Source organism: Agromyces solani, from assembly GCF_058349925.1.
Window position 1 is genome coordinate 337,840 of record NZ_JBYRER010000003.1, and the last position, 15,929, is coordinate 353,768.

Below are 15,929 nucleotides of genomic sequence, written 5' to 3' on the forward strand. Positions count from 1 at the left end.
ACCGCATCGACCCCACCGGGTCGCCTCCGCATCCGATTCAGAGACCCCGAAAGAAGAAGCAACGACCATGAACACGACCAAGACCCTGCGTGCCGCCGCCGCGATCGCCGTCACCGCCGCGCTCGCCCTGTCGGCCTGCGCCGCCTCGGGCCCCGGCGACGGCTCCGGCGACGGCTCCGGCATGATGGACGCCGAGTCCGCGAACGCCGCCGACGTGATGTTCGCCCAGATGATGATCCCCCACCACGAGCAGGCGATCGAGATGAGCGACGACCTGCTCGCGAAGGACGGCATCGACCCCGCCGTCCGCGAGCTCGCGACGCAGATCAAGGCCGCCCAGCAGCCCGAGATCGACCAGCTGAACGAGTGGGTCGACGAGTGGGTCGGCATGTCCGGCATGGACCACGGCACCGACACCGGGATGGACCACGGCGACGGCATGATGTCCGAGGACGACCTGGCCGCCCTCGCCGAGGCGACGGGCGACGAGGCGTCGCGACTGTTCCTCGAGCAGATGATCGTGCACCACGATGGCGCGATCGACATGGCCGAGGCCGAGCTCGCCGACGGCGAGCACCCGGGCGCCCTCGAGATGGCGCAGGCCATCGTCGAGACGCAGACCGCCGAGATCGCGACGATGCAGGAGCTGCTCGGCGAGCGCTGAGCGCGGCCCGGCGCGGCCCGCACGGGCGCCGGTTCCCGCCCGAACGCCGAAGCGGCCCCGCCTCATGGCGGGGCCGCTTCGGGTACGCGGTCGGGTGCGCCGTCGGGCGCTCGGCCTCAGGCGCGCGGGTCGCCCTCGCCGTGCTCGTGCAGCACCTCGCGGTCGGCCTCGCTGAGCGCCGCCTCGCCCTCTTCGCCTTCGGCGATGACGGCGTCCTCGTCGAACGACATGCGCAGGTTGCGCGTGAAGAAGCGGGTGATCACGAGCAGCACGATGAAGCCGATGAACAGCCAGACCAAGCCGGAGATCATCGCGTCGATGCTGAGGTTGACCCACAGCAGCACCGTGAGCACGATGCCGATGGCCGGCAGCACGATGTTGCGGAAGACCTGCGAGAAGCCCCTCACCTGCTTGTTGCGCACGGCGAAGTGGAGGATCACGGTCACGTTCACGATCGTGAACGCGATGAGCGCGCCGAAGTTGATGAGCGTGAAGATGAAGTCGAGGTCGGCGAACGCCGCGCCGAGCGAGACGATTCCGACGAAGACCACGGCGACGGCCGGCGTGCGGAACCTCGGGTGCACGAACGAGAAGAACTGGGAGATCGGCCCGGTGCCGTTGCGGCCCATGACGTAGATCATGCGCGAGACGCTCGCGTGCGAGGCGAGGCTCGAGGCGACGGCCGCGGCGACCGCCGCCGACACGAAGAAGATCTGGAAGATCATGCCGCCGACGGAGTTCGCGATCTCGGGCAGCGCGGTGCCCTCGAAGCCGGCGTCGGTCGGGAACAGCGACTGCGTGAACCAGGCGGCGGTGAAGAAGATGAGGCCGCCGATCAGCAGGGCGAGCACGATGGCCTTGGGCACGACGCTCGCGTGCTTCGCCTCCTCGGTGTACATCGTGATCGCGTCGAAGCCGATGAACGAGAAGCAGACGATCGTCGCGGCGCTCACGACCGCCATGATCTGCACGTTGGCGTTCCAGAAGGGCTCGAGGCTGAACGGCGTGCCGTTGCCGGCGCCCTGCGACAGGGCGGCCCAGGCGAGCACGATGAAGACGCCGATCAGCACGACCTGGAAGACGAGCAGCGTCGCGTTCACCCGAGAGGTCGACGTGATGCTCCAGAGGTTCAGCAGCGTGATCACGGCGACGTAGGCCACGACCCAGATCCATCCCGGCACCTCGGGGAAGAACGACTCGAGGTACTGCCGCACGAGCAGCGCGTTGACGAGCGGCAGCAGCAGGTAGTCGAGCAGCGCCGTCCAGCCGACGATCCAGCCGAAGTTCGGGTGGACGGTCTCGGACGCGTAGGTGTACGCGGAGCCGGCCGAGGGGTAGACGCGGGTCATGCGCCCGTAGCTGATCGCCGTGAAGAGCATGACGACGAGCGCGAAGACGTAGGCGAGCGGCACGACGCCGCCGCTCGCCTCGGAGACGTACCCGAAGGTGTCGAACACGGTCATCGGCGTCATGTAGCCCAGGCCGAGGGCGACGATCGCCCAGAGGCCGAGCGAGCGCTTCAGCGTCGGGTGAGCCGTGGTGGCGGTTCGGGTCATCATCGATCCTCTCGGGTCGTCATTGTCGAGCAGGGTGACGTTACCCGATCGACGAGCGATCGGAGACGACACTGTGTCCAGTCAAACGCGGCGGACCATCCAGTCCGTCCATCGACGGGACGTTTTCCGACCGCCGCATCACAGTACATGAATTCTGCGGAATCAGTTGACCGATGACGAAATCACCCACGAATCGGACGGTCTTGCTCTCAGAGACGGCTGAAAAGCACCGTGGGTCACCTGACGCGCACACGTCGCCTGAAAACGACGAAGGCGGCTCGCACAGTGCGAACCGCCTTCTTCCGCGCGCCCGGAGGGACTCGAACCCCCAACCTTCTGATCCGTAGTCAGATGCTCTATCCATTGAGCTACGGGCGCATGGCTCGTCGCCTGCCGCATCATCTGCGATCAGGCAACCACGTAACTCTAACCCACGCGGCGCGAGATCGCCAATCGGGCGACGGGCCTACCCCTTCACCGCGCCGCCGAGCCCGGCGCCGCGGAGGAACAACCGCTGGAACACGAGGAACAGCACGACCGGGATGAGCGTCGAGATCGCGAGCGCCGCGAGGAAGACGTCGAGCTCGGTCTGCGACTGCACCGCCGGCAGGCGCACCGACAGCGGCTGCACTGCGGGGTCGGGCAGCACGAGCAGCGGCCACAGGTAGTCCTTCCACGCGGCGATCACGGCGAACACCGAAACGACTCCGAGGATCGGCTTCGACATCGGCAGCACGATCGACCAGAACACCCGGAAGGGCCCGGCCCCGTCCGTGCGCGCCGCCTCGATCACCTCGCGCGGAAGCCCGTCGAAGAACCGCTTCACGAGCAGGATGTTGAAGGCGTTCGCCGCGGCCGGCAGCCACACCGCCCAGTACGTGTTCAGCAGCGAGGTGCCGACGAGGGGCGGGTCGAGGATCGTGAGGTAGAGCGGCACGAGCAGCACGAACGCCGGGATGAACAGCGTCGCGAGCACGAGCGCGTTGAGGACCGGGGCGTACCTCGGGCGCAGCACCGACAGCACGTAGCCGCCGGTCGTCGCGATGAGCACCTGGAAGAACCACGACCCCGCCGCGACCCACACCGTGTTGAGGAAGTACTGGTCGATGTGGAGGTCGTTCCACGCCGTGCCGAGGTTGGCCCAGTCGATGCCGCTCGGCCAGAACTCGAAGGGGTGGCTCAGCGTGTCCTGCGTCGTCGACACGGCCGACTTCGCGAGCCACAGCAAGGGTCCGAGCCCGGCGACGACGAGCCCGACGAGGAGCAGCACGTGCACGAGCGTCATCGACGCCCGTACGCTGCCCCGTCGCCGGTCGGAGGTCGAGAGGATGCCGCGATCGCCGAGGTCGTCGCGCGGGTCGCGCTCGCGCCGCCGCGACACGAGCAGGCTCGGGCGAGGGGCCGCGCCGTGCGGCCGGTCGAGCAGCGGCTCGTCGAGCAGCGGCTGGTCTGGTGCGCCGGTCAATTCGTGCTCCAACGGTCGGTGGCCTTGAAGTACACCCAGCTGAGGAGTGCGAGGAAGACGGCGAGCATGAGGCTCAGCGCGGTGGCCTCGCCCAGGGCCCCGCCGAGGCTGTTCTGGAAGGCGTAGCGGTAGATGAGCAGGAGGATCGTGAGCGTGGCGTTGTTCGGCCCGCCGCCCGTGAACAGGAACGGCTCGAGGAAGACCTGGCTCGTCGCGATCACCTGCAGGATCAGCATGATGAAGATGACCCCGCGCAGCTGCGGGAGGGTCACGTGCCAGGCCTTTCGCCAGATGCCGGCGCCGTCGACCTCGGCGGCGTCGTAGAGCTCGGGCGGCACGGCGATGAGGGCGGCGAGGTAGATGATGATCGAGCCGCCCGCGGCCGCCCACGTCGCCTCGAGCACGATCGAGGGCATCGCGGTCGCGGCCGACTGCAGCCACGGCTGCGGCGGGATGCCCACGAAGCCGAGGATCGTGTTGAAGACACCCTCGGGGCTCGCGTTGTAGAAGACCTTCCACAGGAGCACCGCGACGACGGGCGGCACGACGACGGGCAGGTAGGCGAGCGCACTGTAGAGCCCCTTGCCCCGGCGCACCTCGCTCATCAGCACCGCGAGCAGGATCGGCAGCGGGAACCCGAAGAGCAGGGCGAGCAGCGCGAAGTAGAGGGTGTTCACGATCGCGACGCCGAGGTTCGGGTCGGCGAGCACGCGTGCGAAGTTGTCGAGGCCGACCCACACCGGCGGGGCGACGAGGTTGGTCTTCTGGAAGCTCATGACGACGGCGCGCACGATCGGGCCCCAGCTGAACACCGCGAACACGATGACCAGCGGCGCCGCGAACACGAGGTTCGACAGGCCGCCGCGGCGGAGCCACGTGAGCGGGGTGCGCCGGCGGCGCCCACCCGGTTTCGAAGATGCGGGATGCCGCGGCGCGACCTCTGCCGCGGCATCCCGTTCGATCATCGTCGTCACTGGTCGAGCAGGGCCTGCGCGTCGGCGTCGACCTGCGCGAGCAGCGCGTCGATGTCGGCGTTCTCGTCGGTGAGCACGGCCTGCACGAGGTTGTCCATGAGGGCGTAGATCGGCTGCGTCTGCCCCTTGAACTCGCCCACGGGCGTCTGGTCGAAGATGCCCTCGGTGAAGCCCGTCATCTGGTCGAGCGGCACGTTGACGTACGGCTCGATCCAGGTGAGCGACTCCTCGTAGGTCTCGCGGTCGAGCACGGGCAGCACCGGGGTGCCGACCGCCTGGTCGCTCGCAGCGAGGGCCTTCGCGTCGGCGACGGCGGCGTCCTCGTTCAGGAGCTTCTGCATGTAGTACCAGTCGATCCAGCTGACCGCGGCGGCCTTGGTCGCGTCGTCGACCGTGGGTGCGACGACGGCGATGTCGCCGCCGCCGAGCACGCCGCCGCCGTCCTCGGTGGGGATGACGGTGAGGCCGTACTGGTCGGGGGCCATGCCGAAGTCGCGCACGAGCGCCGTGTAGACGTCCGACCCGGTCGTGTACATGCCGATGTTGCCGGCGGCGAACTCCTGGTTGATCGTGCCCCAGTCGAGGTCGAAGTTCGCGCCCATCGACTCGTCCTCCCAGCGGAGGTCGTGCAGGTACTCGAGCGTCGCCTTCGTCGCGTCGTTGTCGATCGTCGAGGTGTAGGTTCCGTCGTCGTTCGCCTCCTGCATCGAGGCGCCTCGCGAGTCGGCCTGCACCGAGAGCTGCCAGCCGCCGGTGTTGCCGGTCGTCATGGTCGAGTACCCGGCCTTGCCGGTCTTCTCGGCGATGGTCTTCGCCGCGGCGCGCACCTCGTCCCACGTCGTCGGCGGCTGGTCGGGGTCGAGGCCGGCCTGCTCGAACAGGTCGCGGTTGTAGTGCAGGCCGTTCGCGTACGCCTGCCGCGGGAAGCCGTACAGCTCGCCGTCGGCGCCGGTGACCTCCTCCAGGATGATCGGGTTGAACTTGTCGGTGTACCCGAGCTCGTCGATCTCGTCGGTGAGGTCCATGAGCTGGTCGTTCTCGAGGAGCGTCTTCGAGTCGGTGAACGGCACGGTGAACACGTCGGGTAGGCTGCCGCCGGCGAGCTGCGCGGCGAAGGTCGGGGCCGTCCACTCGTACTCGACGCCGATGACGTCGATGTCGGGGTTGGCCTCCTCGAACTGCTGCTCCTGCTCGGCGAAGGCGTCGTACGCGGCCTGGTCGGCCCCGGGCGGGAAGGTGGCGACGCGCAGTTCCAGCTTGCCGTCGTCACCGCCCGACGGGTCGGCGCTGCAGGCGGCGAGCGATCCGGCGACCACGAGGACGGTGAGCCCCGCGATCGCGATGCTGCGTGAGGACTTCATTGTCTGTTCCTTTCGGTGCGGTGCAGAGGGTGGTGCGGTGGTGCGGTTCAGGGATGCCGCGGCGCGGGCGCGACGCGCAGCCACGCCGTCGCATCGGCGGGGAGCAGGCCGGCCTCGAGCGGGGCGCTTGCGAGCAGGATGCTCTCGTGGTCGGGCAGGGCGACGGGCGCCTGACCGAGGTTCGTGATCGAGACGAGGTCGTCGCCCCGGCGGAAGCAGAGCACGTCGGGAGCGTGCTCGATCCAGGCCATCGGGCCGTCGCCGAGGGCCGCCTCGCGCTTGCGGAGCCGTAGCGCCTGCCGGTACAGCCAGAGCATCGACGACGGGTCGGCCTGCTGGGCCTGCACCGTGAGTGCCGCCCAGGCGGCGGGTTGCGGCAGCCAGGGTTCGCTTCGGGCCGGGCCGAACCCGAAGGGCGCCGACGTGCCGCGCCAGGGCAGGGGCACCCGGCATCCGTCGCGGCCGGGGTCGACGCCGCCCGAGCGGAAGTGCATCGGGTCGTCGATCGCCTCGCGCGGCAGCTCGACCTCGGGCAGCCCGAGCTCGTCGCCCTGGTAGACGTAGAGCGACCCGGGCAGTGCCGCCGTGAGCAGCGCCGCGGCACGGGCGCGACGCGTGCCGAGCGCGAGATCGGTCGGCGTGCCGAAGCGCTTCTTCGCGAAGGCGAACGACGAGTCGGTGCGGCCGTACCGGGTGACCGGGCGGGTGATGTCGTGGTTCGAGAGCACCCAGGTGCTCGGGGCGTCGACGGGCGCGTGGGCCGCGAGCATGAGGTCGATCGACGCCCGCAGCTCCGCCGCTTCCCACGGCCGCGACATGAAGTCGAAGTTGAACGCCGTGTGCATCTCGTCGGGCCGCAGGTAGGCCGCGAAGCGGGAGGCATCCGGCACCCAGACCTCGCCCACGAGCACGCGCGTGCCGTCGTACGAGTCGGCGATGCGCCGCCACGACCGATAGACCTCGTGCACCTCGTCGCGGTCCTCGGTCGGGTGCGCCCCGGGTGCGACCGTCTCGGGCACCTCGGGCAGGGACGGGTCCTTGATGAGGAGGCCCGCCGAGTCGATGCGCACGCCCGCGACGCCGCGGTCGAACCAGAACCGCAGGATGTCCTCGTGCTCGGCGCGCACGTCGGGGTGGTTCCAGTTGAGGTCGGGCTGCTCGGGGGTGAAGAGGTGCAGGTACCACTCCCCCGGCGTGCCGTCGGGGTTCACCGTGCGGGTCCAGGTGTCGCCCTGGAAGTTCGACACCCAGCGGGTCGGGATCTCGTCGCCGCCCTCGCCCTTGCCGGGGTGGAACCAGAAGCGCTCGCGCTCGGGGCTGCCGGGCCCGGCGGCGAGCGCGGCTTCGAACCAGGGATGCCGCGAGCTCACGTGGTTCGGGACGATGTCGATGATCGTGCGGATGCCGCGGTCGGCGGCCGCGGCGATGAGCCGCTCGGCGTCGGCGAGCGTGCCGAAGGCGGGGTGGATGTCGCGGTAGTCGGCGACGTCGTAGCCGCCGTCGGCGAGGGGGGACGGGTACCAGGGATTGAACCAGAGCGCGTCGACGCCGAGGTCGGCGAGGTAGTCGAGGCGGCTCAGCACGCCCCGCAGATCGCCCGTGCCGTCGCCGTCGGAGTCGGCGAAGCTGCGCACGTACACCTGGTAGATGACGGCGCTGCGCCACCAGAGCGGGTCGTGCTCGAGCGCGGCGGGCACGGTGCCGGGGGCGTCGGTGAGCGGCATGGTCACGCGGTCGTTCTCCTCGAGTCGGGCGGGCTTCGCGCCGAGCGGTGGAGACGTCGGCGTCGATGCGGCTCAACGTAATGAGAGCAACAGAATGATGCAACTATTCAACAATCCGACACAGGTTTGCGACAGTTTGCGCCGACTTGCGGCAGTCGCTTGCAGAAACAGGTCGGTCGAGTAGGTGCGGCCCGTAGGTCGAGTCGGCGCGCAGCGCCCCGCCCGTCGGTCGAGTAGACGCGCAGCGCGTATCGAGACCACCGTCGCGCAGAGCGGTGGTCTCGATACGCGCTGCGCGCTACTCGACCGACCGCAACGGCGCCGGCGCCGGCGCCGTCGACCCCCGCACGACGAGCTCCGGCGCGAAGAACACCTCGTCGCCGATGGTCCGTTCGCTCGACATCTGCCGCATGAGCAGCTCGATGATCATCTTGCCCATCGCCTCGATCGGCTGGCGCACGGTCGTGAGCGGCGGCTCGGTGCAGTTCATGAGCGCCGAGTCGTCGAAGCCGATCACCGAGACGTCGTCGGGCACGCGGAGCCCCGCGCGCCGCACCGCGCGCACCGCGCCGAGCGCCATCGGGTCGCTCGCGCACACGATGCCCGTCACGCCGGCCGCGAGCAGCTTCGCCGCGGCCGTCTGCCCCGATTCGAGCGAATAGAACGAGTGCACGATGCGCTCCTCGGGCAGTTCGACGCCGAGCCGCCCCGCCGTGGCCAGGGCGGCCGCGAGCTTGCGCTGCGAGGGCACGTGGTCGCTCGGCCCGAGCAGCAGGCCGATGCGCTCGTGGCCCAGCTGCGCGAGGTGTCCGAGCGCCTGCTCCGTCGAGACGGCGTCGTCGCACGACACCGTCGCGAAGCCGATGCCGTCGATCGGGGCGTTCACGAGCACGGTCGGCAGCTTGAGCTCGCGCAGTCGCTCGTAGTGGTCGTGGTTGACGTCGGCCTGCGCGTAAGCACCGCCCGCGAAGATCACGCCCGAGACCTGCTGGTGCAGCAGCAGTTCGACGTAGTCGGACTCGGAGATGCCGCCCGCCGTCTGGATGCAGAGCACGGGCGTGAAGCCGTTCTGCGCGAGCCCGCCGCCGATCACTTCGGCGAGCGCGGGGAAGATCGGGTTCTGCAGCTCGGGCATGACGAGCCCGACGAGGCGCGCTCGCTCGCCGCGCAGCTTCGTCGGCCGCTCGTAGCCGAGCACGTCGAGCGCGGTGAGCACGGCATCACGGGTCGACGGCGAGACGCCGGGCTTGCCGTTCAACACCCGGCTGACCGTCGCCTCGCTCACTCCGACCTTGCGTGCGACATCCGCGAGCCTTCTCGACATGGCGGCAATGCTACGCGAGGCATTGCAAGAACTCGACAACGTCGAGCGTGGAATCCGGGATGCCTGGTCAACCCCTTGCCGCTCCGTCGACGCGGCGGCAGCATCGCTCTCGAAGGGGGTCGGAATGGTGACGGAATCGACCGCGGCACGCTCGGCGAGACGCCCAGCGCGCGGACCGATGCGCTGGCTGCGCGAGCACGCGCTGTCCGTGGTCTGCCTCGCGATCTTCGCGCTGTGCATGATCGGCATGGCGGCGAGCGGCTACCAGGTCTACAACCAGGAGCAGCAGGATCACGGGGCGAACCCGGTCGGGCTCATCCAGTACCTCGGCTCCGGCCAGTTCATCGAGGCGACGTTCGAGAACTGGGAGTCGGAGTTCCTGCAGATGGGCGCGTACGTCGTGCTGACGATCTTCCTCTTCCAGAAGGGCTCGAGCGAGTCGAAGCCGATCGGCAGGAAGACGGCGCAGGACGCCGACCCGCGCAACGCGAAGATCGGGCCCGACACCCCGTGGCCGGTTCGCCGCGGCGGATTCGTGCTGGTGCTCTACGAGAACTCGCTCGCCATCTTCTTCTTCGTGCTCTTCGGCCTGTCGTTCGTCATGCACGCGGTCGGCGGCGCCGACGCCTACTCGGAGGAGCAACTGCAGCACGGCCTGCCCGGCGTCTCGGTGTGGGAGTACCTCGGCACCGCGCAGTTCTGGTTCGAGTCGATGCAGAACTGGCAGAGCGAGTTCCTCGCCGTCGCGGCGATCGTCGGGGCATCGGTTCTGCTCCGCCAGCGCGGATCGCCCGAGTCGAAGCCGGTCGCGACACCTCACCACGAGACCGGCGCGTGACTCGCTCCGCGCGAGCGGCTCCGGACGGTCACACCGTCGAGCGGCCGGATCGGACCGCGTCGGTCCCCCGCCGACCGAGCAGCACGCCGAGCAGGATCATCGCCACGGCGAGCGCCGCGTGCAGCCAGTTGTCGGCCGTGTTGAGCGGCACGAAGTTCGCCGGGTGATCCCCCGACAGGAAGAGCCCGTACACGAACAGCGCGGCGTAGACGGCACCACCCCAGATCAGGTATCCCCGCGAACCGGCGAAGCTCGTCGCGAAGAGCAGTCCCGCGAGGCCGAACAGGAGGTGCACGAAGTTGTGGAGGATCGAGACCTGGAAGACGCCGAGCAGCATCGCACCCGACTCGTGCCCCGTGAAGGTCATCGACCCGACGTCGGTCGTGAGTCCCGGGATGAACCCGGCGATGCCGACGACGATGAACACGGCGCCGACGATCGCCGCGGCCTTCTGCACGGGCGACTCGGCGTAGCGGACCTGCCGTGCGGATTCAGCGTTCGGGATGGACATTGGTGGCTCCCTCCGTGATCGGTGTTGCGGGCCTACGGGCGCATGACGACCTTGATGCAGCCGGCGGCCTTCTGCTTGAACTGCTCGTACATGTCGGGTGCCCGGTCGAGCGGCACCCGGTGCGTCGCGAGGTCCTCGAGCCCGAGCGGGTCGCCGTCGGCCTCCGCGAGGGGGAGCAGCTGCGGCATCCATCGCTGCACGTTCGCCTGCCCCGCGCGGATCGTGAGCTGCTTGTCGAAGACCTGCATCATCGGCATCGGATCGACCATGCCGGCGTACACGCCGACGACCGAGACCGTGCCGCCACGGGCCACGAGCTCGATCGCGAGGTGCAGCGCGGCGAGGCGGTCGAGCCCGGCCCTGCGCATCATCGCCTTCGAGAGGCCGTCGGGCATCATGCCGACCGCGTGCTGCACGAAGGCGGTCGCGCCGTTGCCGTCGGCCTCGAGACCCACCGCGTCGACGACGGCGTCGACGCCCCGGCCCTCGGTCCACCCTCGTACGGCATCGATGATCGCGTCGCGATCGTCGAGGTCGAGCGTCACCGCGCCGTACCGCTCGGCCATGAGTCGGCGCTCGACCACGGGCTCGACCGCGATGACGGCGACGCCCTCGCGGCGCGCGATCCGCACGACCATCTGCCCGACCGGGCCGAGCCCGATGACGCCGAGCGAGTCGCCCCGCGCGACGCCGGCGTTGCGCACCGCCTGCCAGGCGGTCGGCAGCACGTCGCTGAGGTAGAGATAGCGCTCATCGGGCAGGTCGTGCCCGACGACGACCGCGTTCGCGTCGGCGAGCCGCACGCGAAGGTACTCGGCTTGGCCCCCGGCCACCGCCCCGTAGAGCTCGGTGTATCCGTAGAGGTCGGCGCCCGTGCCGTGCCCGACGTTCTGCGTCGTCTCGCACTGGCTGGTGAGTCCCCGCTCGCAGGCCCGGCACACGCCGCAGGCGATCACGAACGGCACGACCACGCGGTCGCCGACGCGGATGCGATGGACGGCGGCGCCGACCTCCTCGACGACGCCCATGGCTTCGTGCCCGAGCACGTCACCGCGGTGCATGAACGGCCCGAACACGTCGTAGAGGTGCAGGTCCGACCCGCAGATCGCGGTCGCGGTCACCCGGATGACGGCGTCGGTCGCCTCGAGCACGGCCGCGTCGGCGACGTCCTCGACCGCGACCGACCTCGGCGACTGCCACACGACGGCTCTCATGGGCCGATCCTGTCGCGCCGCTCGCCCGTTCGGCAGGGCCTTGACAGCGGGACGCCCGGCACCGGGCCTGTGCCGAGACGGACCCGCCCGACTAGAGTTCGAGCATGGGCAAGCTCATCTACAACTCGTCGAACCGCGAACTCGACATCGACGACCGCACGCTCGCCCACCTGCGCATCGCGATCATCAACAAGCTGCGCCGCTCGGAGAGCTTCGCGATGACGTGGGAGCACGGCGTGGCGAACGGCAGCGGCCGCACGACGCTGTGGCTCAACGAGTCGATCCCCCTCCAGTTCGTGTTCAGCGGCAACCGGCCGCCGAAGCTCAACCGGCTCTGGATCGAGCAGTTCCTGCTCTCGGCGAACAGCACCGCGGGCCTGCACTTCGTGCCCGAGCCCGACGAGAACGAGGAGTTCGAGGGCGACTGAGCGGCCGTGCGCCGGCTCAGTCGACCGCCTCGATCTGGGTGAGCACGTAACGCTGCTCCGACTCGGTGAGCCGTTCGGGGGCGGCCGCCCCGGTGATGGCCTCGATCTCGCGCGACACCGTCTCGTCGAGCGGCCCCGAGAGGTCGTCGAGCACGTGATGCCTCGCCGTGATCGAGAGATGAGGCCACCAGCGTTCGATCGCCGGCCGGCCTTCGTCGACGGATCCCATGAGGCATCACCTCCACGGCCGGCAACCGATGCCGGCCCTCCTTCTCGTCTACCAGCACCGCCGCCGAGCGGCAAGCCCCTCGCCGTTCGGCGGGCATCGACCTACTGTGCTCGGCGAGGCACACCGTGCCCGCCGGGGCCGAACGGCCGCCGGTGAACCTGATCGAACGGAGGGACGCAATGACGACGACATTGACGGCGACGACGGAAGTGGACGTCCCCGTCCGGGTCGCCTACGACCAGTGGACGCAGTTCGAGACCTTCCCCGAGTTCATGACCGGGGTCGAGTCGATCACGCAGCTCGACGACGAACTCACCCACTGGGTGGTTTCGATCGGCGGGGTGCGCCGCGAGTTCGACGCCGAGATCGGCGACCAGGTGCCCGACGACCACGTCGCCTGGCGGAGCACGGGCGAGGTGGTGCACCGCGGACGCGTCGAGTTCACGTCCGAGGGCGCCGACCGCACCCGAGTCGACCTCGAGCTCGAGTGGGAGCCCGAGGGCTTCGTCGAGAACGCCGGCGCGGTGCTGCAACTCGACGACCTGCAGGTGAAGAACGACCTGCGCCGGTTCAAGGACTTCGTCGAGCACCGCGGCACGGAGACCGGCGCGTGGCGCGGCGAGATCCACGGCGGCGAGGCGACGAGCGACGGCGGTGTCCTGCCGGGCAGTCGCCCGGCCGGCGGGGCCGTGCCGGGCGGCACGACCCGATCGACGTCGGGCGATGACGCGGTGAAGGGCACCGACCCCGACATCGTCACCTGAGGGACCTCACTCGGACCGCGGCGCCCGCCGTTCCGACCGGTCGGTCACGACCCCGGAGCGGCGGGCGTCGTCTCGCGTTCGGAGTCCTTGCGGTCCCCGTCCCCGTCCCCGACCTCCTGAACGTCGACGCCCACCTGCACGGGTTGCGAGGGCATCGTCGCGATCGGCTCGGTGTCGAGCTGCTCGGGGACCAGCTGAATGCCACCCGTGCTGTTCGCCGACCGCATGAGGTCCTCGATCCACTTGCGGCTCAGGTCGGGTGCCTCGGGCTCATCGAAGACGAACCGCAGCGGGATCGACGCGTGCAGCCACAGCGTGCTGCGCCCGCGGGCCTGGTCGTCGGCGTGCTTCCACGACAGCGTGAAGCTCTCACCGCGTCGCAGCTTGGTGATGATCGCGACCTTGAGATGCGCAAGCGCACGGTCTTCGATGCCGATCGGGGTACCGGAGTCGCCGTAGTAGAGGGTCCCCACAGGATCACCGTATTCCTCTCCGTCGCGCGATGGCTCGAGTTTCGGGACGCGCGGCCTGGCCACATCCCACACGCCGGGAGGGGGCGTGTCAATCCCCTCCCGTCGCCGCGCCCGACCTGCGTACGGTGACTGGGTTCGAAGGAAGCGAGAGGTCCGCGACATGACAGATCGACTCATCCCAGATCAGCTCATCGACCCCACGACGAAGCACACCACCGACCGCTTTCCGAAACAGGAGCAGGAGCCGCCCGGCCTCACGGCAGCGATGGCACCCCAGCCCGACCACGGCGAGTACAGCTACCGCGGCGCCGGCCGGCTCGAGGGGTATCGCGCGCTCATCACGGGCGGCGACTCGGGGATCGGACGCGCCGTCGCGATCGCATTCGCGCGCGAGGGGGCGAAGGTCGCGATCTCGTACCTGCCCGAAGAGCAGGCCGACGCCGACGAGACCGCGGTCTGGGTGACCGACGCGGGCAGCGATCCCCTGCTGCTTCCAGGCGACCTGCGCGACGAGGCGTACTGCACGGAGCTCATCGACCGGGTCGAGCAGGCGTTCGGCGGCATCGACCTGCTCGTGCTCAACGCCGCGCACCAGCGCGATCGCGGCGGCATCGAGGGCGTGCCGACCGACGACTTCGAGAACGTCATGCGGGTCAACCTCTTCGCCCCGGTCTTCCTCGCGCGGGCCGCCGTGCCGCGGATGCAGCCCGGCGCGAGCATCATCACGACCGCCTCGATCCAGGGCTTCGAGCCGTCGCCCGGGCTCGTCGACTACGCGATGACCAAGGCCGCGCTCGTCGCGTTCACGCGCGCCCTCGCCGAGGAGCTCGGGCCACGAGGCATCCGCGTGAACGCCGTGGCGCCGGGCCCCATCTGGACCCCGCTCATCCCGGCGACCGGATGGCCCGACAAGCTGCCCGACTTCGGCAAGAACACGCCGATCGGCCGGGCCGGTCAGCCGGCCGAGCTCGCCGGCGCGTACGTCTACCTCGCCTCCGACGAGGCGTCGTACGTGTCGGGCGCGATCGTGCCGGTCACCGGAGGACGCTCGCTCTGAGCGGGCGACGGGAACAGGAAGGAGCACACGATGCCGGGACGCAGGAACGCGTCGCTCAAGGACCCGGAGCTGTACGAGGAGCTCCGGAAGGACGGAGCTTCGAAGGAGAAGGCCGCGCGCATCTCGAACGCCGCCGCGAAGCAGGGCCGCAGCGCGGTCGGCCGCAAGGGCGGCGAGCACGGCGACTACGAGGACTGGACGGTCGACGAGCTCAAGCGCCGCGCGAAGGAACTCGGACTGCGCGGCTACAGCGACAAGCGCAAGTCCGAGCTCATCTCGGCGCTGCGCAACCACTGAGCGCGCCGGCCGGGTGCGCTCGGGATGCCGCGCCTCAAGCGGGTCGTGCCCTACGTCTCGCCCGGCTACTCCCGGGTGAGACGGGGTCGCGGCTTCAGCTACGTGCACGCCGACGGCGGTGCCGCAGGTCGCGCCGAGCGCGCCCGCATCGCCGACCTCGCCGTGCCGCCGGCGTGGAACGACGTGTGGATCGCCGACGCCGCGAACGCCCACATCCTCGCCGTCGGCGTCGACGCTGCGGGCCGGCGCCAGTACCTCTACCACCCGGCCTGGCGCGAACGGCAGGACGCCGAGAAGTTCCAGCGCATGGCCGAGCTCGCCCTCGCACTGCCGGCGGCCCGCCGCAGCGCACGTCACGACCTCGCGAGCGAGGGGATGCCTCGGGCCCGCGTGCTCGCGGCGGCCTTCACGACGCTCGACCTGGGCGGCATCAGGATCGGGTCGGAGGAGTCGCTCGCGGGCTTCCGCAATCGCGGCCTGACCACGCTGCTCGTGCGCAATGCGGCGGTCGAGACGGCCGACACCGTGCGGTTCAGGTTCCGTGCGAAGGGCGGCATCGCCCAGGAACTGCGGGTCGCCGACGAGCGGCTCGCAGGGTTCGTGGGCGAGGCGGGCGAACGATCGGCGGCCGCTCGGCTCTACGCGTGGGCGGAGGGTCGCGGGATGCGCGCGGCGTCGCCCGCCGACGTGAACGACGACATCCGCGCCCGCACGGGCGGCGCGTTCACGGCGAAGGACTTCCGCACGCTGCGCGGCACGCTCGTCGCGGCCGAGCACCTCGCCGTGCTCGGCCCAGCGGCGAGCGCCCGGGCCAGGGCGGCCTCCGTGCGCGAGGCGATCGAGACGGCCGCGCGCGCGCTCGGGAACACCCCGGCCATCGCCCGCGCGAGCTACGTCGACCCGCGCGTCGTCGAGGCGTACGAGCGGGGCGTCGTCGTGGCATCCGGCCGTGATCGCGAACGTCGCCTGTTGGAACTGCTCGAGCCGCCGCCGTCGGCGTCGGACGGCTGAACGAGCGCCTCATTGCGAAACGCGGGTCGGCGAATCGCC

General features: G+C 70.1%; 16 protein-coding genes, 1 tRNA gene and 1 pseudogene. 7 read left to right on the forward strand and 11 right to left on the reverse strand.

The genetic code is table 11. The annotated features are described in order from the left end of the window. Positions 1 to 67: 67 nt before the first annotated feature. Positions 68 to 664, forward strand: a complete 597-nt coding sequence (locus AC3RJ7_RS13985) for a DUF305 domain-containing protein (protein ID WP_491456463.1) — start codon at positions 68 to 70, stop codon at positions 662 to 664. Positions 665 to 780: 116 nt separating this feature from the next. Here the strand turns inward: AC3RJ7_RS13985 and AC3RJ7_RS13990 are convergent, their stop codons facing one another. The 7 genes from AC3RJ7_RS13990 to AC3RJ7_RS14020 all read right to left on the reverse strand — a co-directional run bounded on the left by AC3RJ7_RS13990 (position 781) and on the right by AC3RJ7_RS14020 (position 9,068). Further along, positions 781 to 2,220, reverse strand: a complete 1,440-nt coding sequence (locus tag AC3RJ7_RS13990) for an APC family permease (RefSeq protein ID WP_491456464.1) — start codon at positions 2,218 to 2,220, stop codon at positions 781 to 783. 305 nt (positions 2,221 to 2,525) lie between these two features. Further along, positions 2,526 to 2,598: transfer RNA gene (locus AC3RJ7_RS13995), tRNA-Arg, on the reverse strand. Positions 2,599 to 2,686: 88 nt separating this feature from the next. After that, the gene (locus AC3RJ7_RS14000; protein ID WP_491456962.1) at positions 2,687 to 3,607 is read right to left on the reverse strand and encodes a carbohydrate ABC transporter permease; all 921 of its coding nucleotides are present in this window, start codon (positions 3,605 to 3,607) and stop codon (positions 2,687 to 2,689) included. Between the two features lie 74 nt (positions 3,608 to 3,681). Next, a complete protein-coding gene (locus tag AC3RJ7_RS14005) occupies positions 3,682 to 4,650 on the reverse strand; it encodes a carbohydrate ABC transporter permease (RefSeq protein WP_491456963.1) in 969 nt (322 codons plus the stop codon). 5 nt (positions 4,651 to 4,655) lie between these two features. Further along, positions 4,656 to 6,020: an ABC transporter substrate-binding protein gene (locus tag AC3RJ7_RS14010; RefSeq protein ID WP_491456465.1), complete on the reverse strand. Its 1,365-nt coding sequence runs from the start codon at positions 6,018 to 6,020 to the stop codon at positions 4,656 to 4,658. 47 nt (positions 6,021 to 6,067) lie between these two features. After that, entirely contained in the window at positions 6,068 to 7,744 is a 1,677-nt protein-coding gene (locus tag AC3RJ7_RS14015) for a glycoside hydrolase family 13 protein (RefSeq protein WP_491456964.1), read from the reverse strand. A gap of 298 nt (positions 7,745 to 8,042) precedes the next feature. Beyond that, positions 8,043 to 9,068, reverse strand: a complete 1,026-nt coding sequence (locus AC3RJ7_RS14020; protein ID WP_491456466.1) for a LacI family DNA-binding transcriptional regulator — start codon at positions 9,066 to 9,068, stop codon at positions 8,043 to 8,045. A 124-nt stretch (positions 9,069 to 9,192) separates the two neighbouring features. Between AC3RJ7_RS14020 and AC3RJ7_RS14025 the strand changes: the two genes are divergently transcribed. Then, positions 9,193 to 9,906, forward strand: a complete 714-nt coding sequence (locus AC3RJ7_RS14025) for a DUF6766 family protein (RefSeq protein WP_491456467.1) — start codon at positions 9,193 to 9,195, stop codon at positions 9,904 to 9,906. A 28-nt stretch (positions 9,907 to 9,934) separates the two neighbouring features. Here AC3RJ7_RS14025 and AC3RJ7_RS14030 read toward each other — a convergent pair whose 3' ends face one another. Together AC3RJ7_RS14030 and AC3RJ7_RS14035 are read right to left on the reverse strand one after the other, a co-directional pair. Further along, a complete protein-coding gene (locus AC3RJ7_RS14030; protein ID WP_491456468.1) occupies positions 9,935 to 10,417 on the reverse strand; it encodes a DUF4383 domain-containing protein in 483 nt (160 codons plus the stop codon). 32 nt (positions 10,418 to 10,449) lie between these two features. Continuing rightward, the gene (locus AC3RJ7_RS14035; protein WP_491456469.1) at positions 10,450 to 11,631 is read right to left on the reverse strand and encodes an alcohol dehydrogenase catalytic domain-containing protein; all 1,182 of its coding nucleotides are present in this window, start codon (positions 11,629 to 11,631) and stop codon (positions 10,450 to 10,452) included. Between the two features lie 104 nt (positions 11,632 to 11,735). Here AC3RJ7_RS14035 and AC3RJ7_RS14040 point away from each other — a divergent pair, with 104 nt between their 5' ends. Then, complete coding sequence (locus tag AC3RJ7_RS14040) at positions 11,736 to 12,059, forward strand: DUF7882 family protein (RefSeq protein ID WP_491456470.1); 324 nt, start codon at positions 11,736 to 11,738, stop codon at positions 12,057 to 12,059. A 16-nt stretch (positions 12,060 to 12,075) separates the two neighbouring features. On the opposite strand, the gene AC3RJ7_RS14045 is transcribed toward AC3RJ7_RS14040, so the two are convergent. After that, complete coding sequence (locus AC3RJ7_RS14045; protein WP_491456471.1) at positions 12,076 to 12,288, reverse strand: hypothetical protein; 213 nt, start codon at positions 12,286 to 12,288, stop codon at positions 12,076 to 12,078. Positions 12,289 to 12,467: 179 nt separating this feature from the next. Here AC3RJ7_RS14045 and AC3RJ7_RS14050 point away from each other — a divergent pair, with 179 nt between their 5' ends. Next, positions 12,468 to 13,052: an SRPBCC family protein gene (locus tag AC3RJ7_RS14050; protein ID WP_491456472.1), complete on the forward strand. Its 585-nt coding sequence runs from the start codon at positions 12,468 to 12,470 to the stop codon at positions 13,050 to 13,052. Positions 13,053 to 13,222: 170 nt separating this feature from the next. Here the strand turns inward: AC3RJ7_RS14050 and AC3RJ7_RS14055 are convergent. Continuing rightward, a pseudogene (locus AC3RJ7_RS14055) lies at positions 13,223 to 13,525 on the reverse strand (DUF7882 family protein); the annotation flags it as partial. A 160-nt stretch (positions 13,526 to 13,685) separates the two neighbouring features. Between AC3RJ7_RS14055 and AC3RJ7_RS14060 the strand changes: the two are divergent. The 3 genes from AC3RJ7_RS14060 to AC3RJ7_RS14070 are packed head-to-tail and all read left to right on the forward strand — an operon-like array spanning position 13,686 to position 15,890. Beyond that, complete coding sequence (locus AC3RJ7_RS14060) at positions 13,686 to 14,582, forward strand: SDR family oxidoreductase (RefSeq protein WP_491456473.1); 897 nt, start codon at positions 13,686 to 13,688, stop codon at positions 14,580 to 14,582. Between the two features lie 30 nt (positions 14,583 to 14,612). After that, positions 14,613 to 14,879 carry a DUF7218 family protein gene (locus AC3RJ7_RS14065; protein WP_491456474.1) on the forward strand — a complete coding sequence of 89 codons (267 nt, stop codon included), beginning with the start codon at positions 14,613 to 14,615 and terminating at the stop codon, positions 14,877 to 14,879. A gap of 24 nt (positions 14,880 to 14,903) precedes the next feature. Further along, the gene (locus AC3RJ7_RS14070; RefSeq protein WP_491456475.1) at positions 14,904 to 15,890 is read left to right on the forward strand and encodes a DNA topoisomerase IB; all 987 of its coding nucleotides are present in this window, start codon (positions 14,904 to 14,906) and stop codon (positions 15,888 to 15,890) included. Positions 15,891 to 15,929: the final 39 nt, after the last annotated feature.